The organism is uncultured Desulfovibrio sp. (assembly GCF_944327235.1).
Lineage (GTDB): Bacteria > Desulfobacterota > Desulfovibrionia > Desulfovibrionales > Desulfovibrionaceae > Desulfovibrio.
Genome location: NZ_CALVHE010000003.1, coordinates 1 through 24,559, shown reverse-complemented (window position 1 = coordinate 24,559; position 24,559 = coordinate 1). Strand labels below are relative to the sequence as shown.

Sequence of the window (24,559 nt, the reverse complement as noted above, 5' to 3'; positions counted from 1 at the left end):
CCATGAAGGCCCTTGCTGTGCTGTTTTTTCTGCTTGGCGTTCTGGCGATCATGCAGCGCCCGACGGAAAACGACGTGGAAACCGCGTCCATACGCGGGCTTGCGGTGAACTATGCCGTTTACCGCAACGCGGCTTTCCTCTTTGCGCAGGCACACAAGGGCTTCAGCGGAGACATTCCGCTTTCGTCATTGAATCTCCCGGAAAGCTGGCGCGCGTTACGTCCCTGGAAAGCCCGCATCGAGGGCCGTTGCTGCTATGTCTATGGTGAGGCCACACCAAAAGAAGTGGAAGCCGTGCGCCGGCTTTTTCTGGGAAGCTTTGCCGTGGGGCTGGCAAGCGGGGGACGTATCGTCCCCTCGCTGGCCCCGCATCCCGTTCCCGTCCCGTCGTTCATTCCCGACGGCAACCTTGTCAGCGTGACGGAGGTCTAGCATGACCATTCTGAATGCCATCGGCGCACTGATCATCACCATCCTGATGCTTCCCGGCCTGCTTTCCCTGTGGGAACAGGGCAACACGGCCACGCAGCAGCGCCTGGCCGCCGATCACATGCGGCTGGTCGTGCAGGCCGCCCGGAGCTACGTCAACCGGCATCAAGACACGCTGTTGAGCCAGTCCGGCGTCTCTTCCGGCCCCACGGTGACGATCCCGACGCTCGTCACTGAAGGCTTCCTGCATGACGGCTTCTCTGAGCGCAACGTCTGGTACCAGGAATATCGCATCTATGTGCGTCAGCCTGAGACGGGTCAGCTTCAGGCGGTCGTGCTGACCACGGGCGGGCGCGGCGCGGTGGATGCCTCGGACAAGTTCGGTAACCTGATCGTGCCTCATGCCGCTTCTCTGGTGGGCGGCGCGGGCGGCTTCATCCCCACGGGGATCCTGGCCGGACAAAGCGCGGACTCTTTGCATGGGGCCGGGAACGGCTGGACCGTCAGCCTGACAGCGCTGGGCATCCCGTCGCCGGGCGCGGGGCATCTCGGGGCGCTCTCGACGTATGACTCCTCGGCCCTGGGGCAGGACTATCTCTACCGCGTGGCCGTGCCCGGCAATCCTGAACTCAACGCCATGCAGACCTCTCTGGACATGACGGATCACGCCATCAACAACGTGCAGTCCGTCCAGTTTACTGAGCGGGAGATCACGACGGAAACGTGTACCGCCGCCGAAGATCAGGGGCGCGTGTTCCTCGACCGGATCCAGGGGCTGTACATCTGCCGCAACAACTCGCTTGAGATCATCGGCGACTCCGGCAACTCGGCTGCTTTGAAAAGCGCCGTGGTTGCCAAGAACGGCGAACGCATCCCCAAGCCATCTTGCGCTCCGTCCACGAATACCGTCCCGGCAATCTACACATCGCCGTCCCTCGCGGAAGCCGGGCCTGATGCGCCGCCGTTGACGGCTTTTCAGACGTGGGCCGTGTCCGCTTCGGATACGGAATGGCAAGTCTATCTGCGCGTCCAGACAGGAGACTCTTCCCTCGGCGACGCGGACGGCTGGATCTATCCGGCGGAGAACTACGCGCGGATCCTCGTTTTCACTACCTGCGCCCGGCAGACGCTGTAGGAGGAGATCGATGCGCTATCTGTCCCTGTGTTCCGGCATCGAGGCCGCCAGTGTCGCGTGGGAGCCGCTCGGCTGGCAGCCGGTCGGATTCTGCGAGATCGAGGCGTTCCCGTCCGCCGTACTTGCGCATCATTATCCGTCCGTGCCGAACTTCGGCGACATGACGCGGCTTGAGGGAGAAGATTTTCATGGAATGGTTGAGATCATTGTCGCCGGAACGCCCTGTCAAGGCTTCAGCATCGCAGGAGGCCGTCAGGGACTGGACGATGAGCGCAGCGGACTGGCCATGCACTTTGTCCGACTTGTTGATGCGATCCGTCCGCGCTGGTTCCTCTGGGAAAATGTCCCCGGAGTATTTTCCACTCACGGCGGACGGGACTTCGGGGCATTCGTCGGGACGTTGGCCGAGTGCGGGTATCATCTCGCATGGCGAGTGCTTGACGCTCAGTTCTTCGGAGTCCCCCAGCGGCGCCGTCGCCTCTTCGTTGTCGGACATTCTGGAGACTGGCGCTATCCCGCCTCGGTTCTTTTTGAGCCCGAAAGCCTGCGCGGGCATCTTGCGCCGGGCGGAAAGGCGGAGACGGCGGCTGCCTCCGGCGCTGAAGGAGGCGCTGGAGCGTGTCGCGGCACGGCTTGCGTGACGCAGGCGCTTACCCGCAGCTTCGGCTGCGGGGGCGCGGACGATAACCGGGCGCAGGGTGGTTTTTATATCCCTGTCATGCCCCCGCTTACGACGACTCCATATGCGGACAATGTTTGGCAGGAAGGCCGACTCATTTCTGTTGCCCGCTGCCTCACAAGCCGCACGGAACGCTACGACTTCGAGACTGAGACCCTGATCCCGTCACATGGCGTCAGACGGATCACGCCCTTGGAAGCGGAGCGTTTGCAGGGCTTCCCCGACGGCTGGACGGACATCCCGTGGCGTGGTCGCCCCGCTCCGGATCGTCTCCGGTACAGGGCGCTGGGCAATGCCATGTGCGTCAACGTCATGCGCTGGCTTGGCGAGCGCATGGCGGAAGCCGATGGACTGCGATTCATGGAGAAGGCGTCATGAGACCTCAGCAAAGGAAAAGCCACCCTCACAGGATACTGCCTCCCGCGCTGCACAGACAGCAGTTGCGGGCCGCGCTGCGGAGAGGACTGGAAGCGGAAGCCAGGGCCGTGCGGGAATATATGCGAGAATGTGAAACTGAACAAAGGAAGACAAAATATTTAGTTCTGGCTTTCTGGACAGTATATTGCCTGCTTTTTTTGTCTATTCCTTTAATTTTATCATAATTCAGTTTCTCAAAGTGTTAGTTTTTAATTCGTATACTGGCAAAAATATCTATTGAGAAGAATATTCCCAAAATGAACAATATACACGGAAAAACAACTATTATTATCCGTGTTGCAATATAAGAATAATTTAAAATTCTATACACAATATTTTTATTTAAAATATTTCTGTCGTCCATAAGCGAAAGAGATAATGTTGAAAAAATTGTAGCTGCAACTCCGCAAGAATAAAATAACAAAGCCGCACCAGATTTATTTGGAAGATTATTTATAAGAAGTGTTGTGGTGGCAATTCCATTTGCCGCAAACATAAATTTTAATGCCAACATCATATATTCATGTGAATGTTGAATGCTTTTACCTTGTTCTTCTTTGCGCTTCTGCACCTGCCTAGGACGGCGAACAACAGCGGGGCGGACAGGACGGCAACCTTGAGAACGACGAATCATGAAAACCTCCATTGGGAAATTGACGTGAGATACTACAGGCGACTACTCCCGCTTCGCAAGCTCATCCTTCTGGTGCTTCTGGTGCTGTTCTGCTGCGTCCATACGGCCCAGGCGGCCTCTCTCACGGAACGACAGGCAGTCATCGAATCGCTGTTTGACGCGCCCTGCGCGAAGTACGACGTGCCCAAGACGCTGGCGCTGGCCATCGCCCGGCAGGAAAGCGGCTGTCACCCGTACATCCTCAATGTGGGCGGAAAGGACGTGCGTCCGCGCTCGAAAGATGAGGCCGTCCGCATCGCCTGCGCCGCCATGCGGGCGGGGCGATCCGTGGACATCGGCATCATGCAGATCAACAGCTTCTGGCTGCGCAAGTACGGCTGGAAGGTGGAGCAGGTGCTTGAGCCGCGCAACAACGTCAAGGTCGGCGTCTGGATTCTGGCTCAGGAAATCCGGCGGCACGGGCTGACTTGGCGGGCCGTGGCCTACTATCACACGCCTTTGCATCGGAACCCGGAACGGGGCCGGGCCTACGCGCAGTCCATTGTCCGTCATGTGCGGAACATCCTTGCTGAGAGGTGACACCATGAAGGAAGTGAAGATTGAAAATGATGAACTGTGGAGCATGAAGCTTCTGAAAGCTTCGCTCAATGGTGTGAAAATCCTGCTTTGGCCTCTCCGGGTGCTTGATTCTTTCCTGATGCGCCGGAGAGTCAGACCGGACGGCACAAAGGGAATAGCGCCTGCGGAAATCCTGTTTGTGATCTTCGTTGCGGGGATTGTCTTTTCTTTTGTGTACGAATTTATTTTCAAAGGGCTCTTCATTGCTTTTGGAAAGACGTTGACGCTTGTAGCCTGCATGATTCTTTCTTACCTGATGTTCTATTGGGTAGAAACCGAAGAAGAAATACAAAACGTATTAGCTGCTGAGATTATGATTAAAATTATATTCTACGGCTTCGTTTTATCATACATATTGCTGTTTTTTGTTTTATGACATTACATCGAATGAAAAGTCCAAACAATATATATAAATATAGCTGCAAAATATGTACACGCGGTAAGAATTATAATATAGGCGATTGTCAACCAGTATTCATAATTATATTGTTCATTTTCAATATTGAAAACGTTTCTTTTAATTTTCCAAATAATAAATATTCGACGAATAAATATAATAAATATGGCTACAAAAAATGCTACCAAGCATACGGTAAATAGAGATATGTATTTAAGATACGCCTCTCTAATTTTTTGACTTTCTAAGTTATTCATAAAAAGTATAAGAAGTGCAATGTCTATCGCCATAATAGATGAAGAAAAGGCCGCTAGAAAAGTCTGAAGATGAGTATTTGATGATGAAAGAAGGGAAGAAAATCTTTTATAACTTTCTTTTTTGAAAGAATTGCTTTTAGGCTTGAAAGGCTTTTTCCCTTTTCGGGGGGAACTTCCGAACTTGTTCCTGTTCCTGATGACACCCTTTCCACGACGATGAAACCGAAGGCTTCCCATGCGCATGATTTCCTCCTGTTGATACGGCTTATTGCCATGCCACGACGCACCATACAGTTCTTTTCTTCAACCTCCAACGGAAAGGCCATGAAACACCGTAAGCCGCTCCTCTTTCTGCTTTCCAGCCTCTGCCTCCTGGGCTTCAGCCTATCCGACTTCCTGCCGGGGCTGGGCATGGGGACAGAGAGAGTGCTCATCAGCGCCGTGTCGGACGGAGACACGCTCCGCGCCGCCGACGGCAGGCGCATTCGTCTCTATGGCGTGGACTGCCCTGAGAAGCGGCAGGCTCGCGGGGCGGACGCCACCGCCATCACCCGCCGTCTGACGCTCGACCGGACGGTAAAGCTGGAAAAGGTGGATCAGGACAAGTACGGGCGCGTCGTCGGTATCGTCAGCCTGGATGACGGCTCCATCCTGCAGGAGTTGCTTCTGAAAGCCGGGGCCGCCTGGCTGTATGACCAATACTGCCGCCGTCCGGCCTGTATCGGCTGGCAGACGCTGGAAAATACCGCCCGCAAGCGCAAGATTGGACTTTGGAGCGATCCCGTGCCCGTGCCGCCGTGGGTCTGGCGCAGGGAGGGCAAATAGATGTTGAAATTGAGCGACTTCCGCAGTCGGGCAAAGGGGCTGCCCGATCTGCTGACCTATGCAGCTCTCATTGATCCCGGAATCGTCCTGCAAAAGGACGGCTCCTTCCTCGCGGCATGGGAGATTCGCGGTCAGGACACGGCCAGCTCCACTCCCACGGAGTTGGCGTACATGTCGGAGCGGTTCAGCGGCGCCGTCAAGCTGCTGGGCACTGGCTGGATGCTCCATGTGGATGCCTGCCGCGATACGCAGCGCGCCTATCCCGCGCCGGAGCGCTCCCACTTCCCGGATCGTGTCTCGCGGCTCCTCGATGACGAGCGCCGGGCCTTTTTCGGGCAGGACATCTGCTACCGCACGTCCACCTTCCTGACCGTCACCTGGCTGCCCAACTTCCATGCCGCGCGCATGGCGGGAGCGGCCAGGGGCGGGCGACCTTCCTCCACGCTTGAAAAAACTCTTGAGACCTTCCGCAATACTCTGCTGGAATTCGAGGATGCCTGCTCCGCCGTACTGAGTATGCAGCGTCTTGCGGAATACGACCTGCCTGACGCCGCCGGTGTCCCCGCCCGCTGGTCGGAGCTGCTGGCCTGGCTGCAAAGCTGCCTGACCGGCACGCTGCACCCCCTGCGCGTACCGCATATCCCCATGTATCTGGATGCCGTGCTGGGGAGTGAAGATCTGACCGGCGGACTTGCCCCGCGTCTGGGCAACCGCCATCTGGCCATCGTGAGCATCGACGGCCTGCCGCAGGAGTCATGGCCCGCCATGCTGGCCATGCTGGATGAGATGCCCTTTGAACTACGCTACTCCACCCGCTTCATCTGCCTTGACCAGTATGATGCGGAACGGGAAGTCAACCGGCAGGTCAAGGGCTGGAACCAGCGCGTCCTCGGCTTCATGGATCAGTTCCTGAACAATCCCAACCCCAAGGTCAATCGGGATGCGCTGGCCATGCGCGAAGATGCGGAAGACGCCAAGACGGAAGTCCAGTCCGGGATCGTCGGTGCAGGCTATCTGACCTCCTGCATCGTCCTGCTGGACAAGGATACGGAAGTCCTGGCGGAGAATGCCCGCACGCTGCGCCGGGCCATACAGGCGGCGGGCTTCGGCTGCCGCATTGAGACCGTCAACGCGCTGGAAGCCTGGCTCGGCAGCCTGCCCGGCAACAGTTACGCCAATCTGCGCCGGCCCATCGTCAATACGCTCAACCTTGCGGATCTGCTGCCTCTGCAATCCGTCTGGACAGGGCAGGATGCCTGCCCCTGCCCCTTCTATCCGCCGGACTCCCCTCCGCTGGCCGTTTTTCTGACCGACGGTTCCACGCCGTTCTGGTTCAATCTGCATGAAGGGGATCGTGGTCACACGCTTGTCTTCGGCCCCACGGGCGCAGGCAAGTCCACGCTGATCGCGGAGATCGCCTGGAACTTCCGGCGCTATGCCAATGCCCGCATCTTCGCCTTCGACAAGGGTATGTCGCTGTTTCCCCTGGCCGCCGCCCTTGGCGGTTCCCATTACGAGATCGGCGTGGATGACAAGCTGGCCTTCGCTCCCCTGCAACACATCGACCAGCCCGGAGAGACCGCCTGGGCGGCGGAATGGCTCGCTTCTCTCCTCGAATTGCAGAACGTGGCCGTGCTGCCCGCCATGCGCAACGCCATCAACACCGGTCTGCGGGAGCTGGCCAATCAGCCGGAGCACATGCGTTCACTGACCAATCTGCTGCATCTTGTGCCGGATATGCAGATCCGGGAAGACCTTGCGCATTTCACGCTCAAGGGGGCTATGGGCAGCCTGCTCGATGCGGAATCGGATACGCTGGGCCTTTCGTCCCTTGTGGTCTTTGAGGTCGAGGAACTCATGAAGCAGGGGGATCGCAATCTCATCCCCGTGCTGACCTATCTTTTCCATCGCATCGAACAGGCCCTGGATGGCCGTCCGACGCTGCTCATCCTGGACGAGGCGTGGATCATGCTGGGGCATCCCGTCTTTCGCGCCAAGATCCGGGAATGGCTCAAGGTGCTGCGCAAGGCCAACTGCGCGGTGCTGCTGGCCACGCAGGCGCTTTCCGATGCCCGCAACAGCGGCATCATCGACGTGCTTGTGGAGTCCTGCCCCACCAAGATCTATCTGCCCAATGCCGAAGCCATGAACCGGGATAACCTCGACCTGTATCAGGCGTGCGGCCTCAACGACCGCCAGATCGGCATCATCACCCATGCTCGCCCCAAGCGGGACTACTACATGGTCAACGGCTATGGCCGCCGTCTGTTCCAGCTCGGCCTGCGCCGGAAGGAACTGGCCTTCGTGGGCGCGTCGGACAAGGAAAGCATCGCCCGTATCAAGGCGCTCATGGCCCAGCATGGGCCTGATGCCTGGCAGGAAGCGTGGATGAACGAACAGGATTAGGCCCCTGACAGGAGGACGCCATGAAGAAGACAGCCCTTGCCGCCATCGTATTTGCCGCCCTGTACACCGCTCCGGCCCATGCCGGGAACGTGTACTGCGTCAACTGCTCCACCAGCGCCATGCAGGCGCTGGAAAAGGCGCTGGCCAACTCCCAGCTCGCGGAGCTGAAACTGGCCTATGACCAATACGTCCAGCAGACGGCACAGCAGATCCAGATGGTGCAGCAGAATATCGAGCAGTACGCCAATATGGTGCAGAACACCGTCCAGCTCCCGGCGCATCTCATCCAAGAAGTCTCTGGAGAACTGAGCAAGCTTGGCCGTCTGACCGGGGCCCTGCACACCATGCGTAACGACATCACCGGCATGGCCAATGTCTTTGACGAGCTGTACCGCACCCGCGACGAGTTCCGGGAACTGGCGTCCCTGCCCCGTGACATGCTCTCCGGGGGCGCGGTGACCTATCGGACGTATTGGGACAACTGGAGCGACCGCGTGGACGAATCCACCAAGGCGACCTTCCAGCTCTCGGCCAGCCAGCTCAAGGATCTTGAGGATGCGGGCAGGATGGAAGCCTACATCAACGAGTTGCTGTCCACGCCCGACGGGCAGCAAAAGGCCATCATGGCGGGCAATCAGCTTGCCGCCCTGCAAATACAGGAGTCCCGCCAGCTCCGCGAACTTATCGCAACGAAGTTCCAGGCGGATATGGCGGGACAGTCCAAGGAGGAAAAGGTGGATCAGATGGAGGAGAACTTACATCGCAAAATGCTTGATGGGTTTGACAAGTTGGATACCACATCCAAGCCTGATCCATTTTAGATGCTACTCGCTGACTCGTGAATATGTTCCTGTATCTCCATTTACCGTTGTTATCGTAATACTGTCATCATTGTTGATTTTTATAATTGTTGGATCATCCGAATTTTGTATTGATATTTTTATAATTCCGTTTTCTTTTGATAAAATTTTATACGTGAATCCAAAAAAAGTTTCTTTGGTAATTTTTATGCTATCAGGAACTTTCTCATTTACAACCTCTTGCTTCCATTGCCCCTCCAATTCAAAGGCATGGACGGATTGAGTTATAAACATGACGGACACTGCACAAAAAGCAAAAAATATTTTCCGCATAATAATACTCCTCATAGGATTTGTGTTGCTCTTGGATACTAATCCTGTTCATGCGGAAGTTCAAGGCGGAACCATCGTCTCAGATATTGTGTCAAAGTTCCACAATGAACTTTCACGGTATGAATCCGTCATGCTCAAGTACGCAAAGGTTGTTTTTTACTGGTGTGCTGTGCTTGAGATTGTATTTCTCGGCATAAAAAAAGCTCTTGGCGCTTCGGACATTAAGGATGCCATCAAGGATTTTGTCATGATTCTGCTTGGCGCTGGATTTTTCCTTGCCGTCATCAACAACTACCATGAATGGACATGGAACGTTATCAACGGCCTCAAGACCATCGCGGGTGAAGCGACAACCCTCGTAGACGCTTCGGATAAGCCTTTTACTGTTGGTCTTGAAATATCGAAGTCTCTGTTTAGTAAAACAAAGTTAATTAAGCCTCTTGATTCTTTAGCCTACATCCTTGCAGGCATGGCGATTCTCTTCTGCTTCGCGCTGATCACGCTGCAAATCATCATGATCAAGTGCGAGTGCATCGTGGCCATGTGCGCGTCGGCCATCCTGCTGGGCCTGGGGGCCACGTCCTTTTTCCGGGAGTACGCCATCAACGCGCTGCGCTACGTCTTTGCTGTGGCCTTCAAGCTGATGACCATGCAGCTCGTCATGGGCGTGGGTATCAATTTTATCACCACGTTGCAAGTTTCAGAAGAGATGGATTGGGCGCAGATCGGTGTCACCATCTGCTTCTGCGTCATCTTCTATTCGCTGGTGAAGACGCTGCCGGACGTGGTGTCCGGGATCATCAGCGGCTCGCATGTGAGCACGGGCAACGCCCTGTCGTCCACGGTGGCGACGATGGGAGCCGCCGCCGTGGGGGCCGGGGCGCTGGGCATGGCCGCCGCGCGCAACATCGGCCTAGCGGCCAGGACGGCGCGGGCCGAAGGGGCGTCCGGCATAGGCGGCACCATCAGGGGCGCGGCCTCGCATCTCTGGGGGGCATCCCGCGAAGCGTCGCACAACAGGGGGGAGCGGCAAAGCACCGTGGCCTCCAGCCTGCGCAACCGCCTGCTTCAGGCGCAGATGCCCAAGATGCCGGACGGCGAATAGCGCAACAAGGAGAGCGTCATGCCCTATTTACCTCAATTTTTGAAAAAGAAGCTCACGACCATGCCTGAACCCGCCTTGAGAAGGCTTGCGCATATCACCAGGCGCATCGCTCTTTTTTCATTCGCCTCATTGCCGTTTCTGATGGGCTGCATTTTCTACATGGTGCGCCCTGACATCTCCGAGGCTTTGCTTCGTGTCTTTTTCGCGACCATGCTGGTTGGCGCGATGCTTTTGGTTTTCGCGGAGCTGCTGAAGATCACCAAGTCATCACGCCAAGAAGAATTGATCGACATCATACTGCTTTCCATGATGACGTTTTTTTTCTCTATCCTCTGCGTTGGAATAGTATCTACGGTGTTTTTCCTTTAGCCAGGCTGTAATCGATAGCAAAGAAAGAAGCATATGAAACAAGTGTGACGAGCAGCATTAAAGAAATTATCCACCTCTCTCTGCCTTCAATTGTATTTATAATTTTGGAAATGTCTGCTCTTTCTTGATTGATAACAAACTTCTGAACTGTGTTTTTTATTTTAAAACACACCAGAAAGTAGAGGACATAGATGATAAGAGAAAAAGATAGAGACCTATTCCGACAGAAAAGAAGTTGTAAGCCCCTCTGCCGAATGCCGCAAAGGCAAAGGCGGAATTGGCCACCACGGCGATGGAAGCAAGGATATTCAATGCGGAGTGGGCTTGCGAACTTGTGAGCGAGTACAGCGAAAGCCATTGGGAAATGTTGTTTTGTGCATCGGGACGGGTCGCCGGGGACGCGGCTCTGGCGACGGATCCTCGCCGTGCCCTCGTCCTGACCGGAGTGAGCGGACGGCGCGCATAGGGGCGTTTTCGAGATGCCTTCATGATCAACCTCCTGTTTGAGGAGAGGCAATATGAGCTTTTTCGACACGAAAGAAAAGACGCCTGCCATTGAAAGCGAACACGGCGGGGCTGAAAGCGATACGAGGGATACCTGCCTGCTCGCTGTCAGAGAATTCTGCGTTGAGAGCAATGAAGGACGCGGCATCTGGAAAGTCATTGATGAGCAGCGGGAACTTCTTGAATGCCTGCAAAAGCATTCGCCGGAGACCCTGCGGCGCTGCCCGTGGATAGAGGGCTGGCTGGCCCGGACGGACATGTTTCTGGTCAATCTTGCCCGCATTCTCGGCTTGCCGGACACGCCGCCTGGAGTGGTGAGATTCCCGCGCCCCTGGCCCGAACGCCAGCCGCACCAGCAGTCATAAGGGGAACCATATGTTCACGCTGTTTTCTTTCCTGGGCCGGAAGTTTGACGAGCTTTCCGAAACATCACTCAGAAGGCTCAATTACGCCCTGCGCATATTGGTCATGCTCATTGCCGCGTTGCTTCTTGCCGTGTTCTGGGTGCTTTTCCCTAAAGCGGGCTGGGATGTTGTTGCAGGTTTCTTTACTTTTATATTTATTCTGTTTTGCATAGACATGGGCGTTTCCCTTAAAAAAGTGAGAGAAAAAGAATCTTCTGAATTGAGTGAATCATGCAAGTTTCTTCTTGGACTCTGCTTTGTGCTGTCATTCGGCTTGTTTGTATTTATTCGGCTAGCTTTGGAAACATTTAAACATTGATGCCAAGTGCGTAACACAATAAGGAGCGCGTCATGCCCTATTTACCTCAATTTTTGAAAAAGAAACTCACGACCATGCCTGAACCCGCCTTGAGGAGGCTTGCGTATGTCGCCACGCGCATCGCTCTTTTTTCATTCGCCTCATTGCCGTTTCTGATGGGCTGCATTTTCTACATGGTGCGCCCTGACATCCCAGAGATTTTGCTTCGTGTCTTTTTCGCGGCCATGTTGGTTGGAATATTTTTGGGGGCTTTCATGGAGCTAATGAAGATCACTGAATCATCAAGTCGAGAAGAATTGATGGAATGCCTATTATTTTCCATAATACTGTTTTCCCCCTGTCTTTTGCTTGTTTGTCAAATTGTTATTTTATTTTTTCAGACAAACCACAGTCAATAAACAAGAAAGATAAAAATGATATGGATATGACAAATAATATTAATAAAAATACACGTCCCTCTCTACGTTCAATCGTATTTACCATTTTTAATAATTCAATCTTTTCTTGATTGAGGACAAAGTTTTTGATTTTTTTCTTTGCTTCAAAACAGACCAGAAAATAGCCGACATAGGCGGCAAGAGAAACAAGATAGAGACCTATTCCGACAGAAAAGAAGTTGTAAGCCCCTCTGCCGAATGCCGCAAAGGCAAAGGCGGAATTGGCCACCACGGCGATGGAAGCAAGGATATTCAATGCGGAGTGGGCTTGCGAACTTGTGAGCGAGTACAGCGAAAGCCATTGGGAAATATTGTTTTGCGCATTGGGACGAGCCGCCGGGGACGCGGCTCTGGCGACGGATCCTCGCCGTGCCCTCGTCCTGACTGGAGTGAGCGGACGGCGCGCATGGGGGCGTTTTCGAGATGCCTTCATGATCAACCTCCTGTTTGAGGAGAGGCAATATGAGCTTTTTCGGCAAGAAAGAAAAGGCGTCCGCCGGAACGACGGACGAGCACAGCCCTTACCTGAACGCCCGGCGGGAGTGGCTGGAGCGGTATGGTTCCTACATCGCCCGCGCCCGACACTGGCGGCAGGCGGCGCTGCTGTCTCTGCTGCTTTTGCTGGTGTCGCTGGGCGGCAACATCATGCAGTCCATGCAGGTCAAGGCCGTGCCCTACATCATCGAGGTGGACAGGCTGGGCAAGGCGTCGGTGACGACTCGCGCGGATCAGGCCAGCGCCGCGCCGCTGCGGCTCATTCAGGCCGACATCGCGAGCTTCATCACGGACTGGCGCACGGTCACGGCGGACGTGGAGCTCCAGCGGCAGATGATCCAGCGGCTTTCCTTTTACTGCGCGGGCAGCGCCAAGGGCGTGCTGAAGGAGTGGTTCAGCACGAACAATCCCTATGAGATCGCCAAGGGAGGACGCCTTGTGCATGTGGAAGTGAAAAGCCTGCCGCTGCCGGTCTCCAGTGACTCCTATCGTGTGGAGTGGACTGAGACCGTGCGCTCCCATGCCGGAGTGGCGCTGGAGAGCACCGCGTTCGAGGCGACCGTCACCATACGCATCGTCCCGCCTACATCCGAAGCCGTCCTGCTGCACAATCCCGGCGGGGTGTACATCACGCACCTTTCCGCCAGCAAGGTCTTCAAGTGAGGAAGGACATGATGAAAAAGACGTGGTTTTTGCCGCTCTCCCTGCTCCTGCTGCCGCATGTCGTCTGGGCGGCGGATACGGGCAAGTCCGATGAGCTCCCGCTGCCGCCGGGCTTTTATGACGGCCTGCTCAGTCCTGATGCCGTGCCCCTGACGGGACGCGAGAAAAAGGCGCTGAACCTGACACGTGATTGGGCGGGGCGCGGCCCGGCTCCCGTCCTCTCCCGGTCGGGGAAGCTGGTCTACGTCCACGGGGCAAGTCTGCCGACCATCCTGGCCAGCCCCATGCAGGTCTGCGACGTGGAGCTCCAGCCGGGGGAATCGGTCAATGAGGTCATCGTGGGCGATTCGGCCCGCTGGATGGTGGAGACCGGCACGGCGGGGGATACGACGCATCTTTTCATCAAACCGGTGGACGCCGGACTGGAGACCACGGCGGTGGTCACGACGGATCGCCGCGTCTACCATCTCCGCCTTGTCTCGCAACGGACGGGGCATACGCCGTATGTGGGCTTTGTCTATGCCGACGCCATGAAGATGCGCCTTGAGGAACAAAAGGCGGAACGACAGCGCGAACAGGAGCGCAATACGGCGGACATGGGCGGCATGGCCGTGGACATTTCCACCCTGAACTTCAACTACGAGGTGAAGGGCAAGGCGTCGTGGAAGCCGGTGCGCGTCTTTGACGACGGCGAAAAGACGCATATCCACCTGCCGCGCAAGGTCGCGGAAATGCCCGTCCTGCTCGCCCGCAAGAATGGCGAAAACGTCATGGTCAATTATCGTGTTGACGGCGGCAAGATCAGCGTTGACGGAGTGTTCGAGGAAATTTCCCTCCTGCTTGGCGTGGGGAAGAACAGGGAAGAGATCCGTATCCACAGGAAGGACTCATGAACGATTCCTCGCCCAATGGACTGGACATCTCTCCCGATCCGGGAACGACCCGGATGCGGAAGTGGCCACTGTATGCGGCCTGCGGTGCGGCATTGCTGCTGTTGGCCGCCCTGATTTACAGCGTCTCCTTTTCTCACAGGCCCGCCGAACAAAGCGCCGCCGTGCCGGAGCCCGAACATGCGGAAGACGTGAAGCCGCTGGTGGACGCGCAGGGACAGGGCGTGGCCGGGCCGCTGCCCGGAGCGACCGCGCCCGCCGTCTCCGGAGCGCAAAAGGAAACACCTGACGAAAAACGTCCGCCCGTGGTGGTCGTCCAGAAGTCCACGGCGGAGGAGCAGCGCGTGGAGCAGCTTCGGCGGACGCGCAGCCAGTCGTACATGAGCGCGCTGTCCTCGCCGCTGGTCTCGGTACGCCGCACGGCGGCCCCGGCAGAGGCCAACGCGGCGGCCCCGGCAGCCGTCCCCGGCTCATCGGGACAGGCCGGCCATATCCCGCCGTCGGAAAATTACGATCCGGCGGCGGACAGGGACAAGGAAGCGTTCTTCGCGCGCGCCCGCAAGGATACCTCATGGCAACTTGCCGAACAGCGCACGGAAGGTATGCCCTATGAGCTCAAGACGGGCTCGGTGGTTCCCGGCGTCATGCTGACGGGCGTGAATTCGGACTTGCCGGGCAACATGATCGCGCAGGTCTCGCAGAATATCTACGACACGGCCACCGGACGCCATCTGCTCATCCCGCAGGGGTCGAGGCTGTACGGGATCTACGATTCCCGCGTGGTCTACGGGCAGGAGCGCGTCCTCATCGCCTGGAATAGGCTCATCTATCCGGACGGGTCATCCATCACGCTGGGAGCCATGCCCGGCGCGGACATGGGCGGCATGGCCGGCCTGAATGATCAGGTGAACAACCATTACCTGCGCATCTTCGGCTCGGCGCTGATGATGTCTCTGGTCTCCGGTGGCATGGCCTACGCTATGGACAGCACCAACGACTCCACGGAGACGGACAACGGCACGCGCATGAGCGACGAGATGACCTCGGCGCTTGCCGCGCAGCTCGGACAGGCCACCACGACGCTTCTCCAGCGCAATCTGAGCATCAAGCCGACGCTGGAGATCCGGCCCGGCTACCAGTTCAACATCGTGGTGACGAAAGACATCATTTTCCGCCAGCCCTATACGCGCTGGCGGCAGTGAGGTTTCCATGAAGGAACGGCATTACGGTCTTCAGGATCAGAAGGAGTCCCGCCGTCCCCGGACGGCCTTCTGGGTGGCGCTGGCGGCCATTCCCGTGCTGGCGCTGCTGGGCATGACGGCGGCCACCTTCAAGGCGGCGTCGGACTACGGCTTCCATGAGGCCCTCGGCGCTCCGCTGTTCAGGCTGGGCAAGCTGCCCGTCTACGCGCCGTGGAAGATCTTCATCTGGGACATCCATCCAGACATCATGACCGGCGCGCAAACGGTCGGCCAGACGTTCTTCATCCTGCCGCTGATGTTCGTGCTGCTGTGCGTCATGGCCATGCGCCTGCTCCGGGGCAATGCCATCCTGCACGGATCCGCGCGCTGGGCCACGGAACGGGAGATACGGGACATGGGCTATCTCAACGGCCAGGGCGTCTATGTGGGCGGCTGGTGGGACGCCAAAAAGAAGCGCCTGCGCTATCTGCGGCACAACGGCCCGGAACACATCCTGTGCTTCGCGCCCACCCGTTCCGGCAAGGGCGTGGGCCTCATCCTGCCGACCCTGCTTGCCTGGCAGGGGTCGTCCATCACGCTGGACATCAAGGGGGAAAACTGGGCGCTGACCGCCGGCTGGCGGCGATCGCAAGGGCACAAGGTGCTGCGGTTCGATCCCACGGATGCCTCCGGCAACGGCTGCTCCTTCAATCCGCTGGCGGAAGTGCGGCTGCACAGCCTTGAGGCCATACAGGACGTGCAGAATATCGCCCTCATGCTCATCGATCCGGACGGCAAGGGGCTGAGCGAACACTGGACAAAGGCCGCCTTTTCCTTCTTTGGCGGGGCCATTCTCCATTGCTGCATCACCGTCATGGCGCGGGAGAAGCGCTTCGCCACCCTGCATGACCTGACGCTCACGCTGGCCGGGGAAAAGGGTTCGATGGACGAGCTGTTGAGCGCCATGACCGGCTCCCATGACGATCTGTTCGGGAAGTTCGAGCAAAAGCCGTCCGCCGAAGTCATGCACGCCTGCCATGTCTTCATCGCCTCCAGCGCGCGGGAGATGCTGGCCAAGGAGAAGAAGGAGCGCTCCGGCGTCTTCTCCACGGCGCTGGTCAACATGGGCCTGTACCGCGATCCCATCATCGCCCTGAACACCTCGCGGTCGGATTTCCGGCTGAAAGATCTGATGAACAGCGACTCGCCGGTGGATCTCTATCTGGTTGTGCCGCCAAGCGGCATCGACCGTGTGCGCCCGCTGATGCGCCTCATGGTGGACATGATCGTCCGCCATGTCTGCGCGAAGATGGAATTCGAGGGCGGCGCGAGCAAGGCGGGCTACAGGCATCGCCTGCTGTTCATGCTGGACGAGTTCACGTCTCTGGGCAAGCTGCCGGTCATCGAAAAGGGGCTTGCCTACATCGCCGGGTACGGCGGCAAGCTCTACATCATCATCCAGGACATCCGTCAGCTCTATGGCGAATACGGCAAGGAGACCTCCATCATGGGTAACTGCCATGTGCGCATCGCCTACGCGCCCAATGATCCCGAAACGGCGGAAGTACTGTCCAAGATGACAGGTCAGACGACGGTGGTTGAACGCAAGGAGTCCCTGTCCAAGGGCAAGGGGGGCACGTCCCGCTCCATCAGCATCTCGGAAACGGCCCGTCCGCTGCTGACGCCGGACGAGTGCGGCAAGCTGCCCGGCGCGGTGAAGGACGCATCGGGCAAGGTCGTCAAGCCCGGCCACATGCTTGTCTTCACGGCGGGACAGCCGCCCATTTACGGGCGGCAGATCCTCTACTTCCGCGATCCGGTGTTTTCCGAACGCTCGAAGATGCCCGCTCCCGCCGTGTCGGATTCCCTGTATCGCGCGCCCGCGCCGGCAGAGGAACAACCGTCCGCGCCTGCGCCCACGATACGCTTTGAGGATTTTCTGGAGGACGCATGATCCGTTGCGTCATTGCCGTTCTGGCCCTGCTTGCCTTGGGCTATGCAAGCGGTTTTCGCCTCAACGTCACTGGTTCGCTGCCGCGCGGCGTCTACCGGCTGGCGGACGGGCCGCTCCGGCGGGGGGATGTGGTGGGCTTCTGTCTGGAGGGATCCTTCGCCGACCTGGCCAGGGAGCGCGGCTATGTGGCCTCCGGTTCCTGCCCGTCCGGCCTGCGGCCCCTCATGAAGCGCCTTGCCGGTCTGCCCGGCGATCAGGTGCGCCTGACGGATGAAGGGATCGTCTGTGGGCCGGAGGACAAGCCCCGTCGCTGGCCGGGCGTCCCTCTGGCCAGAGACGGCAAGGGAAGGCCGCTTGCGCGGGCGTCCCTGCAAGGCGTGATACCGCCTGGCAGTGCCCTTGTGCTGGCGGATCATCCCGGCAGTTTCGACAGCCGGTATTTCGGATTCGTGCCGCTGGACAGTCTTGTCCGGATGGAGCCTGTATTCGTTCTGGAAAGGAGCAATCATGAGTGACACAAGGGAAAAGCAGCATAAACAGGGAGAACGGCGAAAGCCGTTCCACGAGCGGTTTGCGGAGAAGGTCATCTCCCTGCTGGAGCAGGGAACAGCCCCTTGGCAGAAGCCGTGGGAACCCGCACGGGGCATGTCGTTCCACAATCCCGCAAGCGGCACGGTCTACAAGGGCGTGAACCGGCTGAACCTGGCCATTTCGTCCCTGGAGAACGGCTTTGACGATCCGCGCTGGATGACCATGCGGCAGGCCAACGAACAGGGCTACCGCATCAGGAAAGGCAGCAGATCCACGACCATCGTCTACTACTCGTTCACACGGGAGCGGGACAGGCTGGACGATGCAGGCAGACCGATCCTCGGCGAGGACGGCAAGCCGGAACGGGAGACCGTCCTGCTGGAACGGCCTGTAGTGTGCTTTTCCCGCGTTTTCAACGGCTCACAAATCGACGGTCTGCCGCCCTTGGAACTGCCGGCAAAGCGTTACGAATGGGAGCCGCAGGAACGGGCGGAAGCCCTGCTGAAAGCTTCCGGTGCTGTCATCAAGCATGACCAGGCGGATAAGGCGTTCTACCGACCGTCCACGGATGAGATCCATCTGCCGCCGCGCTCCAGCTTTGATGCCGGCGATAAATACTATGCCACAGCTCTGCATGAGCTTGGTCATTGGACTGGCCATACCTCCCGTCTGGATCGGGAGTTCGGCCCGCGCGGTACCCAGGCGTATGCCAAAGAGGAACTGCGGGCGGAGATCGCCTCGTGGATGCTGGGAGAAGACATCGGCGTCGGCCATGATCCTGGGCAGCACGCCGCCTATGTCCAGAACTGGATCCAGGCGCTGAAGGATGATCCGCACGAGATCATCCATGCCTGCCGCGCCGCCGAACACATCCGGGACTATGTGCTGGAGCTGGAACGGGAACTCGGCCTCGACAATCGTGAGCCGGAGCGCGGAGAATCCCTTGCCGACTTTGAGGAGATCGAAACCGGCGGGGAGGATGCGGAGCGGAGCGTCCCGCAAAAGACTTCGCCGGAAAAGACATGGCTTAATGTCGCCTTCAGGGACAAGAACGAGGTCAAGCGGCTCGGCGCACGCTGGGATGTGGATCGCAAGCAGTGGTACGCCCCGGCGGGAACCGACCTTGAACCGCTGCGTCCGTGGCTTGCCGAAGCCGAACAGGCGCGGGATGTCCCCGAACTATCCTCCGCCCGGCGGAACGATGGCGCGTCAAAGGATGCCGTCGAGCGGTATCCGTCACGGGAGACTTCCCCGGAGAGGACATGGCTCAACATTCCCTACACGGCCAGGAACACGGCCAAGAAGCTGGGGGCACGCTGGGACAGGGACAACAAGCGGTGGTACGCCCCGGAAGGCGTTGACCTTGCTCCCCTGCGGCCCTTTTTGTCCGAACAGCAACAGGAGCGAGATATGGCTGTCAGCGGCTCGGTATCCACGGTGGAAAGGCGGGCGGAAAAGCCCACGGCGCTGCATGTGCCCTATGAAGACAAGGAACTGGCCAAGAAGCTGGGCGCGCGCTGGGACAGGGAGCGCAAGCAGTGGTACGCGCCGGTGGGGACCGACCTTGAGCCGCTGTCGCCTTGGCTCAATGCGAAAGAGGTGGAACGTCGTTCTCAGCAAACTTTGGATCCGCAACAGGAGTTTGCCCGCAAGCTGGAAGAGCTGGGCCTCGATCTGCGGGGCGAGTTGCCCGTGCTGGACGGCAGGACGCACCGCGTGCCTGTGCTGGCCAAGAACGGCAAGGGCCTGGACGGGGCCTACTGCCTGCATGGCGACGGCATCCCCGCCGGCTGGGCGCAGAACCACATCACCGGCGAGCTGATCAAGCTCAGGGCGACCGGTGTCGTCCTTGCGCCGGAGGAGCGCGAACGGCAGCAACGGGAACGGGCGGAGCGCCTGCGCGAAGCGGAAGCGGAACGCCGGGCGGCGTATGATGCCGCCGCTTCCCGCTGCAAGGAAATGTGGGATCGCTTTGCCGGCGTCACGGACGCCCCCTATCTGGAAGCCAAGGGCGTGGATGCCTTCGGGGTGAAGCAGGACGGACTGAACCTCATCATCCCGGTACGCAATGTGGACGGAGAGATGCGCGGCTTCCAGGCCATCGCTCCGGACGGGCAGAAAGCCTTTGCCAGGGGGATCGAAAAGAAGGGCAACTTCCACCTTATCGGCGGTGAGGACAGGGATTTGTCGCATGGGGAGATCCTGATTTGTGAGGGCTATGCCACGGGCGCGAGCCTGCATATGGCCACGGATATGCCGGTGGCCGTCGCCTTTGATGCGGGCAATCTGCGCTCCGTGGCCGAAGCCATCCGGGAACGGCATCCCAATGCCGCTATCATCATCTGCGCGGACAATGACCACACCAGGGAAAACAATGTCGGCGTGGAAAAGGCCAAAGAGGCCGCGCAGGCCGTGGGAGGGATAGCCGTCATCCCCGAATTCTCCAGAGAGGAGAAGGCGCGGGGCCAGACGGACTTCAACGATCTGCACCGTTCCAGAGGGCTTTCCGCCGTTCGGGAGCAGGTCGCTGAACAGGAGCTGGAGCGGTAGCATGAACGTCTCCGATATAGCCAGCATGTTTGCCGCCCTGGGTTCCTGCGCCGCCGCTCTGGCGACATGGCGCACGGTGACGGAAATGAAGCGGCAGCGGGAAGCCTCATGGCGTCCGGACATCGCCTGCATCTTTCCTGTCCTCACCACCGGAGAGGATGCCCCCTGTCTCCGGCTTCGCAATGTCGGATTCGGCGTGGCCAAAGATGTGCGCGTGGAGCTTTCCATGCCCCTGGAGCGACTCATTCCCGTCGTTAACGAGGCGCTGCGGGACGAAGGCATCTCTTTGGCGCGAGAAGACGGGCAGATAAAGATTTTCCACTCTGAAGAAAACGGCTTTTCAAGCAGGGGCCTTTCCCTTCCGTGCGCGGCTTTTATCGATCACCTGCTGCCCGGCGGGGAACATGCCGCTGAAATGAAGCTGCCCGCCTACCTCCTTCCTCTGCTTGAACTGGCGGTGGAATGGGGGCTTGAGCGGGACAATGCCCGGATGCGGGATGTGCTCGGAGAGTTCACGCTGGAAGCGGATATACGCTTTTCCGACATGGGCGGCGTGCCGCACCAGAGGAAGCGCACGTTCGCTTTTTTCGGCGCTGTCCATGACATCCCGCAGAGGAATTTCATCATTCGATTCAAATGAGAGGAGCGTATGCGCGTATTTATTGCGGAAAAACCTTCACTGGCCCAGGCTATCGCCGAAAATCTGTCGCCGTCGCCGCGCCGCTGCAACGGGTATTGGGATTGTGGCCAGGACAAGGTGACATGGTGCTTTGGTCACATCTTCACACAGTGCGATCCGGAGGACTATGACCCGACCTGGAAAAGCTGGCGCGTCCTTCCCGTCGTACCTCCCGCTTGGCGCATGAAGCCCAAGAAAGATGCCGAGGCGCAGATCGCCGTCATTGGCGACCTGCTGCGCAAGGCCGATTCGGTCGTCCATGCGGGCGACCCGGATCGGGAAGGCCAACTCCTCGTTGACGAGGTGCTGGAGCACTTCGCCTATGCAGGCCCGGTAAAGCGGATCTGGCTGGCCTCTCTTGATGCCCGCTCCGTGGCAAAGGCGCTGGCCGGCCTGACGGACAATGCCGCCTATGCCTCCTTGCGGGACGCGGCCCGCGCGCGTTCCCGCGCTGACTGGCTAGTAGGTCTCAACGCTACCCGTGCCCTGACCAATCTTGGTCGGGATTCCGGTATCTTCGAGACTCTTTCGCTGGGCCGCGTCCAGACGCCCGTCCTCAATCTGGTCGTCTCGCGGGACAGGGCCATCGCCGCCTTCAAGCCCATAGATTATATGGTGCCGGAAGCGACCTTCGAGCATACGCGCGGGACTGTCGTCGCCCGTTTCGTTCCCGGAGAACTGCAAGACGGACTGGATGACCAGGGACGGCTGGTCAAGGCGGCAGCCGTGGACGCCATCCTTGATGCGGTACGCGGCAAAACTGGCTCCGTGACCTCGGTCGCCCAGGAGAACCGTCAAAAAGCGCAACCCAAGCCCCACAGCCTGTCAACGCTGCAAAAGGCGGCCTCGGCGCGGTTCGATATGACGGCGCAGCGTGTACTGGATGTGGCTCAGTCGCTGTATGAAAAGAAGCTCACGACCTATCCGCGCTCGGATTGCAATTATTTGCCGTCGGAGCAGTTCGAGGATGCCGCGCGCATCCTCGGCGCGCTTGCCCGCGTCCCTGGACTGGAAGCCGCCGCGCAAGGGGCCGATCCCTCTCTGAAGTCCGCCGCATGGGACACCGGCAAGGTGACGGCGCACCATGCCATCATCCCCACCGGCGAGATGCCCGGAACTCTGACTGAAGATGAGCGCAAGCTGTATGAGCTCATCGCCGTAGGCTACATCGTCCAGTTCCATCCCGCCATGCGCTATACGTCGCAGAAAGTCGTGCTGGACGTGGAAGGTACGGTCTGGCAGGCCACGGGCCGTCATGTGGTGGAACCGGGCTGGACGCGCGTCACGCGGGAAGCGGACGAGGAAGCCGAACCGGAGCAGTCTCTGCCCGCATTGGCGCGGGGGGATGCCGTCACCTGCAAGGCGGTGGATGTCCTGAGGAAGAAAACCTCTCCGCCGGCGCGCTGGACGGAGGGCACGCTCATCGAGGCAATGACCAATGTCCACCGCTTTGTCGATGACGCCGATGCGAAGGGGATTTTGCGGGAAAACGAGGGCATAGGCACCGAAGCGACCCGTGCCGGGACCCTGGAGACCCTGAAAGCGCGCAAGTATCTGGTCAGTCAGGGCAAGGCGCTTGTTTCGACACGTCTGGCCGGGCAGGTCATCGACGCGGTGCCGCAGGCGCTGAAAGATCCCGTGACCACGGCGCGCTGGGAAAGCCGCCTGAAAGCCATCGCCGACGGCACGGACTCTCTGGATGCCTTCATGGCTGATCAGGCGGCCATGCTGCCCGCACTGCTTGCGCCGCTGCTCTCCGGGGAGATCGTCATCAAGGTGGATGGGCCGGTCTTTCCCTGCCCGGCCTGCGGCAAGCCGCTCCAGAAAAGCAGCAACGAGCGCGGCCCGTTCTGGCGCTGCTTGCGTGCGGATCTGCATCCCGACGGCAAGCCCGTCCATCTGCCGGATGACCGGGGCCGTCCGGGCGAACGCCGCGCGCCGACGCTGACGGAGTTTGCCTGTGAGACCTGCGGCAAGCCTTTGCGCCATGTGGCGGGCGAAAAAAACGGGCGGCGATATGACTTCTTTGCCTGCTCCGACAAGGCGTGCGGCGCGACTTTCGACAACGTGGACGGCAAGCCCGTGCCCCGCAAGGTCGCTCAGGACTCCGGCTTCGTCTGTCCGGACTGCGGCAAGCCTCTGCGCAGGCAAAGCCGTGTCAGCAGGCGCACGGGCAAGACGTTCACCGTCTACAACTGTTCCGGCTATCCCCACTGCAAGGCGTCGTTTTTCGAGAAAAACGGCAAGCCGGATTTCGGCAACTAACCATCAAAGGAGTACACCATGCCCTTTCTGCGTGCCAGTACGGATATTTCCGTCTTCACCATCGCCTCACCTGATCGCGTCACCTCGCAAAAGCTCAGACAGCACGCCTTCCGTCCCATTGACGACCTGAAAACCGAAACTCTCGCCGCCGGCTGGACGGGTATCGAGGATATGGCCGATACCGCTTTCCATTCTTCGCCTGAGTACGGCGAGTGGCTTTGCTTTACCCTGCGTGTGGATCGCCGCTCCATCCCCGGCGCGGTACTCAAGAAACACTTCGAGGATGCCCTGAAGGAGGAGCGGGAAAATATGGCACGGGCCGGCGCGGATGTCCCCATCGTCAGTCGCACCCGCAAAAAGGAGCTGAAGGAGCAGCTCATGCTGCGTCTTCTTCCGCACGTGGAACCCGTCCCTTCTCTGGTGGATGTGGCCATGAATATGCACACGGGCCTGACGTTTGTCTCCACCGCGAGCAAGGGGCTACTTCAGCTCTTTCAGGACACGGCGGCGGCTTCCTTCGGCGTCACGCCTGAACCGTTGCCCCTGCCGGAAGATCCGCAAACTCCCCTGCGAGCCGTCTTTGACGGGGAAGTGCATACTGATTTCAATGGCCATGCCTATACCTTCTCCCAGGGCGGACAGGTCACGCTGTCCGGCATCTCCAGTGAGGAAGAGGCCGTCACCATCGTGGCCAAGAACGACATGGCCAGCGCGCAGGCCGGGCTGGAAGCCGGTTTTTCCATCGACAGGCTGAAAATCAACATGGAACGGGACGGCGAAGCCTTTGCCTGGCAGTTCAGCCTGACGCCGGAGCTGACGCTTCTTGCCGTGCGGACTCCCAAGACGGAAGAATCAGCCGGCGAAGCCGCCCTGCTGGAAAAACTGTATCTTTTTGAACAGTGCGTCGGCGCTGTCCGCGCTCTCTTTGGCGTGTAATCCGCAATGCGGTAGGGCCGGTCGGTTCCGGTCGGCCCGCCTAAAAGGAGTTCCCATGAAACGATTTTTCCTTTTTCCAGTATTGATCCTGATGTCCGCCTTGCCGCTCACCACTCATGCCGCTGACGCGACCTCATTCGACCCGACTTTGGTCAAAGTCACGGCCAAGCCGATAAGCTCCATCCCCGTAGGCACGATCATCTCCTGGCCGGTAGCCCAAAACCCGGCGGATTGGCAAAATCCCGACGGAAGCTTCAACTGGTTGGAATGTAATGGACAAACCATATCGCAGACAGCCTACCCGGAACTGTTCGCGCTCATGGGGGGAAAGGTGCCCGATCTGCGGGG

28 protein-coding genes are annotated in these 24,559 nt (G+C 58.8%); 23 read left to right on the top strand and 5 right to left on the bottom strand.

The window, feature by feature from the left end; genetic code table 11:
- Positions 1 to 2: 2 nt before the first annotated feature.
- From pilM to Q0K00_RS01085, 3 genes are read left to right on the top strand one after another with little or no spacing between them, the layout of a single operon-like run.
- Positions 3 to 431 carry a type IV pilus biogenesis protein PilM gene (pilM, locus tag Q0K00_RS01095; protein ID WP_297226723.1) on the top strand — a complete coding sequence of 143 codons (429 nt, stop codon included), beginning with the start codon at positions 3 to 5 and terminating at the stop codon, positions 429 to 431.
- A 1-nt stretch (position 432) separates the two neighbouring features.
- Positions 433 to 1,563 carry a shufflon system plasmid conjugative transfer pilus tip adhesin PilV gene (pilV, locus tag Q0K00_RS01090; RefSeq protein WP_297226722.1) on the top strand — a complete coding sequence of 377 codons (1,131 nt, stop codon included), beginning with the start codon at positions 433 to 435 and terminating at the stop codon, positions 1,561 to 1,563.
- Positions 1,564 to 1,573: 10 nt separating this feature from the next.
- Positions 1,574 to 2,620, top strand: coding sequence for a DNA cytosine methyltransferase (locus Q0K00_RS01085; protein ID WP_297226721.1), 1,047 nt, complete (start codon positions 1,574 to 1,576; stop codon positions 2,618 to 2,620).
- 241 nt (positions 2,621 to 2,861) lie between these two features.
- On the opposite strand, the gene Q0K00_RS01080 is transcribed toward Q0K00_RS01085, so the two are convergent.
- Positions 2,862 to 3,293 carry a hypothetical protein gene (locus tag Q0K00_RS01080; RefSeq protein WP_297226720.1) on the bottom strand — a complete coding sequence of 144 codons (432 nt, stop codon included), beginning with the start codon at positions 3,291 to 3,293 and terminating at the stop codon, positions 2,862 to 2,864.
- 24 nt (positions 3,294 to 3,317) lie between these two features.
- Between Q0K00_RS01080 and Q0K00_RS01075 the strand changes: the two genes are divergently transcribed.
- Both Q0K00_RS01075 and Q0K00_RS01070 read left to right on the top strand, forming a co-directional pair.
- Positions 3,318 to 3,872: a lytic transglycosylase domain-containing protein gene (locus Q0K00_RS01075; RefSeq protein ID WP_297226719.1), complete on the top strand. Its 555-nt coding sequence runs from the start codon at positions 3,318 to 3,320 to the stop codon at positions 3,870 to 3,872.
- Positions 3,873 to 3,876: 4 nt separating this feature from the next.
- On the top strand, positions 3,877 to 4,287 hold the full coding sequence (locus Q0K00_RS01070; RefSeq protein ID WP_297226718.1) for a hypothetical protein: 411 nt from the start codon (positions 3,877 to 3,879) through the stop codon (positions 4,285 to 4,287).
- 331 nt (positions 4,288 to 4,618) lie between these two features.
- On the opposite strand, the gene Q0K00_RS01065 is transcribed toward Q0K00_RS01070, so the two are convergent.
- A complete protein-coding gene (locus tag Q0K00_RS01065) occupies positions 4,619 to 4,891 on the bottom strand; it encodes a hypothetical protein (protein ID WP_297226717.1) in 273 nt (90 codons plus the stop codon).
- On the opposite strand from Q0K00_RS01065, the gene Q0K00_RS01060 reads away from it, so the two are divergent.
- From Q0K00_RS01060 to trbJ, 3 genes are read left to right on the top strand one after another with little or no spacing between them, the layout of a single operon-like run.
- Complete coding sequence (locus Q0K00_RS01060; protein WP_297226716.1) at positions 4,890 to 5,390, top strand: thermonuclease family protein; 501 nt, start codon at positions 4,890 to 4,892, stop codon at positions 5,388 to 5,390. The two genes, Q0K00_RS01065 and Q0K00_RS01060, sit on opposite strands and share 2 nt — an antisense overlap.
- Positions 5,391 to 7,796, top strand: coding sequence for a conjugal transfer protein TrbE (locus Q0K00_RS01055; protein ID WP_297226715.1), 2,406 nt, complete (start codon positions 5,391 to 5,393; stop codon positions 7,794 to 7,796).
- Between the two features lie 20 nt (positions 7,797 to 7,816).
- Positions 7,817 to 8,617, top strand: a complete 801-nt coding sequence (gene trbJ / locus Q0K00_RS01050; RefSeq protein WP_297226714.1) for a P-type conjugative transfer protein TrbJ — start codon at positions 7,817 to 7,819, stop codon at positions 8,615 to 8,617.
- A gap of 3 nt (positions 8,618 to 8,620) precedes the next feature.
- Here trbJ and Q0K00_RS01045 read toward each other — a convergent pair whose 3' ends face one another.
- Positions 8,621 to 8,929 carry a hypothetical protein gene (locus tag Q0K00_RS01045; protein ID WP_297226765.1) on the bottom strand — a complete coding sequence of 103 codons (309 nt, stop codon included), beginning with the start codon at positions 8,927 to 8,929 and terminating at the stop codon, positions 8,621 to 8,623.
- Here Q0K00_RS01045 and trbL point away from each other — a divergent pair.
- Together trbL and Q0K00_RS01035 are read left to right on the top strand one after the other, a co-directional pair.
- Positions 8,889 to 10,034, top strand: a complete 1,146-nt coding sequence (gene trbL, locus Q0K00_RS01040) for a P-type conjugative transfer protein TrbL (RefSeq protein WP_297226713.1) — start codon at positions 8,889 to 8,891, stop codon at positions 10,032 to 10,034. The genes Q0K00_RS01045 and trbL overlap by 41 nt on opposite strands.
- 18 nt (positions 10,035 to 10,052) lie before the next feature.
- A complete protein-coding gene (locus tag Q0K00_RS01035; RefSeq protein ID WP_297226712.1) occupies positions 10,053 to 10,403 on the top strand; it encodes a hypothetical protein in 351 nt (116 codons plus the stop codon).
- A 156-nt stretch (positions 10,404 to 10,559) separates the two neighbouring features.
- Here the strand turns inward: Q0K00_RS01035 and Q0K00_RS01030 are convergent, their stop codons facing one another.
- The gene (locus Q0K00_RS01030; protein ID WP_297226711.1) at positions 10,560 to 10,892 is read right to left on the bottom strand and encodes a hypothetical protein; all 333 of its coding nucleotides are present in this window, start codon (positions 10,890 to 10,892) and stop codon (positions 10,560 to 10,562) included.
- Positions 10,893 to 10,921: 29 nt separating this feature from the next.
- On the opposite strand from Q0K00_RS01030, the gene Q0K00_RS01025 reads away from it, so the two are divergent.
- The 3 genes from Q0K00_RS01025 to Q0K00_RS01015 are packed head-to-tail and all read left to right on the top strand — an operon-like array spanning position 10,922 to position 12,028.
- Positions 10,922 to 11,272 (top strand): hypothetical protein, encoded by a 351-nt coding sequence (locus tag Q0K00_RS01025; protein ID WP_297226710.1) that lies wholly within the window; start codon positions 10,922 to 10,924, stop codon positions 11,270 to 11,272.
- A gap of 10 nt (positions 11,273 to 11,282) precedes the next feature.
- On the top strand, positions 11,283 to 11,630 hold the full coding sequence (locus tag Q0K00_RS01020; protein ID WP_297226709.1) for a hypothetical protein: 348 nt from the start codon (positions 11,283 to 11,285) through the stop codon (positions 11,628 to 11,630).
- A gap of 32 nt (positions 11,631 to 11,662) precedes the next feature.
- Positions 11,663 to 12,028: a hypothetical protein gene (locus tag Q0K00_RS01015; protein WP_297226708.1), complete on the top strand. Its 366-nt coding sequence runs from the start codon at positions 11,663 to 11,665 to the stop codon at positions 12,026 to 12,028.
- Here the strand turns inward: Q0K00_RS01015 and Q0K00_RS01010 are convergent.
- Positions 11,994 to 12,500 carry a hypothetical protein gene (locus Q0K00_RS01010; RefSeq protein ID WP_297226707.1) on the bottom strand — a complete coding sequence of 169 codons (507 nt, stop codon included), beginning with the start codon at positions 12,498 to 12,500 and terminating at the stop codon, positions 11,994 to 11,996. The genes Q0K00_RS01015 and Q0K00_RS01010 overlap by 35 nt on opposite strands.
- A gap of 29 nt (positions 12,501 to 12,529) precedes the next feature.
- On the opposite strand from Q0K00_RS01010, the gene Q0K00_RS01005 reads away from it, so the two are divergent.
- The 10 genes from Q0K00_RS01005 to Q0K00_RS00960 form a co-directional block, all read left to right on the top strand.
- Positions 12,530 to 13,225: a VirB8/TrbF family protein gene (locus tag Q0K00_RS01005; protein WP_297226706.1), complete on the top strand. Its 696-nt coding sequence runs from the start codon at positions 12,530 to 12,532 to the stop codon at positions 13,223 to 13,225.
- Between the two features lie 8 nt (positions 13,226 to 13,233).
- Complete coding sequence (trbG, locus tag Q0K00_RS01000) at positions 13,234 to 14,118, top strand: P-type conjugative transfer protein TrbG (protein ID WP_297226705.1); 885 nt, start codon at positions 13,234 to 13,236, stop codon at positions 14,116 to 14,118.
- Positions 14,115 to 15,317 carry a TrbI/VirB10 family protein gene (locus Q0K00_RS00995; RefSeq protein ID WP_297226704.1) on the top strand — a complete coding sequence of 401 codons (1,203 nt, stop codon included), beginning with the start codon at positions 14,115 to 14,117 and terminating at the stop codon, positions 15,315 to 15,317. Before trbG ends, Q0K00_RS00995 begins: the two co-directional genes overlap by 4 nt.
- A 7-nt stretch (positions 15,318 to 15,324) precedes the next feature.
- Positions 15,325 to 17,250: a type IV secretory system conjugative DNA transfer family protein gene (locus Q0K00_RS00990; protein WP_297226703.1), complete on the top strand. Its 1,926-nt coding sequence runs from the start codon at positions 15,325 to 15,327 to the stop codon at positions 17,248 to 17,250.
- Entirely contained in the window at positions 17,247 to 17,765 is a 519-nt protein-coding gene (traF, locus tag Q0K00_RS00985; RefSeq protein WP_297226702.1) for a conjugative transfer signal peptidase TraF, read from the top strand. The genes Q0K00_RS00990 and traF overlap by 4 nt, the downstream gene beginning before the upstream one ends.
- Positions 17,758 to 20,331, top strand: coding sequence for a DUF5710 domain-containing protein (locus tag Q0K00_RS00980; RefSeq protein WP_297226701.1), 2,574 nt, complete (start codon positions 17,758 to 17,760; stop codon positions 20,329 to 20,331). Before traF ends, Q0K00_RS00980 begins: the two co-directional genes overlap by 8 nt.
- Before the next feature lies 1 nt (position 20,332).
- On the top strand, positions 20,333 to 20,971 hold the full coding sequence (locus Q0K00_RS00975; RefSeq protein WP_297226700.1) for a hypothetical protein: 639 nt from the start codon (positions 20,333 to 20,335) through the stop codon (positions 20,969 to 20,971).
- 9 nt (positions 20,972 to 20,980) lie between these two features.
- Complete coding sequence (locus tag Q0K00_RS00970; RefSeq protein ID WP_297226699.1) at positions 20,981 to 23,275, top strand: DNA topoisomerase 3; 2,295 nt, start codon at positions 20,981 to 20,983, stop codon at positions 23,273 to 23,275.
- 18 nt (positions 23,276 to 23,293) lie between these two features.
- Positions 23,294 to 24,211 (top strand): recombination-associated protein RdgC, encoded by a 918-nt coding sequence (gene rdgC / locus Q0K00_RS00965; protein ID WP_297226698.1) that lies wholly within the window; start codon positions 23,294 to 23,296, stop codon positions 24,209 to 24,211.
- Positions 24,212 to 24,266: 55 nt separating this feature from the next.
- Positions 24,267 to 24,559 (top strand): phage tail protein (locus Q0K00_RS00960; protein WP_297226697.1); only part of this gene is annotated, 293 nt, incomplete at its 3' end.

Coding starts and splice junctions, on each gene's coding strand:
- pilM (WP_297226723.1), top strand. CDS start 3: ATGAAGGCCCTTGCTGTGCTGTTTTTTCTGCTTGGCGTTCTGGCGATC.
- pilV (WP_297226722.1), top strand. CDS start 433: ATGACCATTCTGAATGCCATCGGCGCACTGATCATCACCATCCTGATG.
- Q0K00_RS01085 (WP_297226721.1), top strand. CDS start 1,574: ATGCGCTATCTGTCCCTGTGTTCCGGCATCGAGGCCGCCAGTGTCGCG.
- Q0K00_RS01080 (WP_297226720.1), bottom strand. CDS start 3,293: ATGATTCGTCGTTCTCAAGGTTGCCGTCCTGTCCGCCCCGCTGTTGTT.
- Q0K00_RS01070 (WP_297226718.1), top strand. CDS start 3,877: ATGAAGGAAGTGAAGATTGAAAATGATGAACTGTGGAGCATGAAGCTT.
- Q0K00_RS01060 (WP_297226716.1), top strand. CDS start 4,890: ATGAAACACCGTAAGCCGCTCCTCTTTCTGCTTTCCAGCCTCTGCCTC.
- Q0K00_RS01065 (WP_297226717.1), bottom strand. CDS start 4,891: ATGGCCTTTCCGTTGGAGGTTGAAGAAAAGAACTGTATGGTGCGTCGT.
- Q0K00_RS01055 (WP_297226715.1), top strand. CDS start 5,391: ATGTTGAAATTGAGCGACTTCCGCAGTCGGGCAAAGGGGCTGCCCGAT.
- trbJ (WP_297226714.1), top strand. CDS start 7,817: ATGAAGAAGACAGCCCTTGCCGCCATCGTATTTGCCGCCCTGTACACC.
- trbL (WP_297226713.1), top strand. CDS start 8,889: ATGACGGACACTGCACAAAAAGCAAAAAATATTTTCCGCATAATAATA.
- Q0K00_RS01045 (WP_297226765.1), bottom strand. CDS start 8,929: ATGCGGAAAATATTTTTTGCTTTTTGTGCAGTGTCCGTCATGTTTATA.
- Q0K00_RS01035 (WP_297226712.1), top strand. CDS start 10,053: ATGCCCTATTTACCTCAATTTTTGAAAAAGAAGCTCACGACCATGCCT.
- Q0K00_RS01030 (WP_297226711.1), bottom strand. CDS start 10,892: ATGAAGGCATCTCGAAAACGCCCCTATGCGCGCCGTCCGCTCACTCCG.
- Q0K00_RS01025 (WP_297226710.1), top strand. CDS start 10,922: ATGAGCTTTTTCGACACGAAAGAAAAGACGCCTGCCATTGAAAGCGAA.
- Q0K00_RS01020 (WP_297226709.1), top strand. CDS start 11,283: ATGTTCACGCTGTTTTCTTTCCTGGGCCGGAAGTTTGACGAGCTTTCC.
- Q0K00_RS01015 (WP_297226708.1), top strand. CDS start 11,663: ATGCCCTATTTACCTCAATTTTTGAAAAAGAAACTCACGACCATGCCT.
- Q0K00_RS01010 (WP_297226707.1), bottom strand. CDS start 12,500: ATGAAGGCATCTCGAAAACGCCCCCATGCGCGCCGTCCGCTCACTCCA.
- Q0K00_RS01005 (WP_297226706.1), top strand. CDS start 12,530: ATGAGCTTTTTCGGCAAGAAAGAAAAGGCGTCCGCCGGAACGACGGAC.
- trbG (WP_297226705.1), top strand. CDS start 13,234: ATGATGAAAAAGACGTGGTTTTTGCCGCTCTCCCTGCTCCTGCTGCCG.
- Q0K00_RS00995 (WP_297226704.1), top strand. CDS start 14,115: ATGAACGATTCCTCGCCCAATGGACTGGACATCTCTCCCGATCCGGGA.
- Q0K00_RS00990 (WP_297226703.1), top strand. CDS start 15,325: ATGAAGGAACGGCATTACGGTCTTCAGGATCAGAAGGAGTCCCGCCGT.
- traF (WP_297226702.1), top strand. CDS start 17,247: ATGATCCGTTGCGTCATTGCCGTTCTGGCCCTGCTTGCCTTGGGCTAT.
- Q0K00_RS00980 (WP_297226701.1), top strand. CDS start 17,758: ATGAGTGACACAAGGGAAAAGCAGCATAAACAGGGAGAACGGCGAAAG.
- Q0K00_RS00975 (WP_297226700.1), top strand. CDS start 20,333: ATGAACGTCTCCGATATAGCCAGCATGTTTGCCGCCCTGGGTTCCTGC.
- Q0K00_RS00970 (WP_297226699.1), top strand. CDS start 20,981: ATGCGCGTATTTATTGCGGAAAAACCTTCACTGGCCCAGGCTATCGCC.
- rdgC (WP_297226698.1), top strand. CDS start 23,294: ATGCCCTTTCTGCGTGCCAGTACGGATATTTCCGTCTTCACCATCGCC.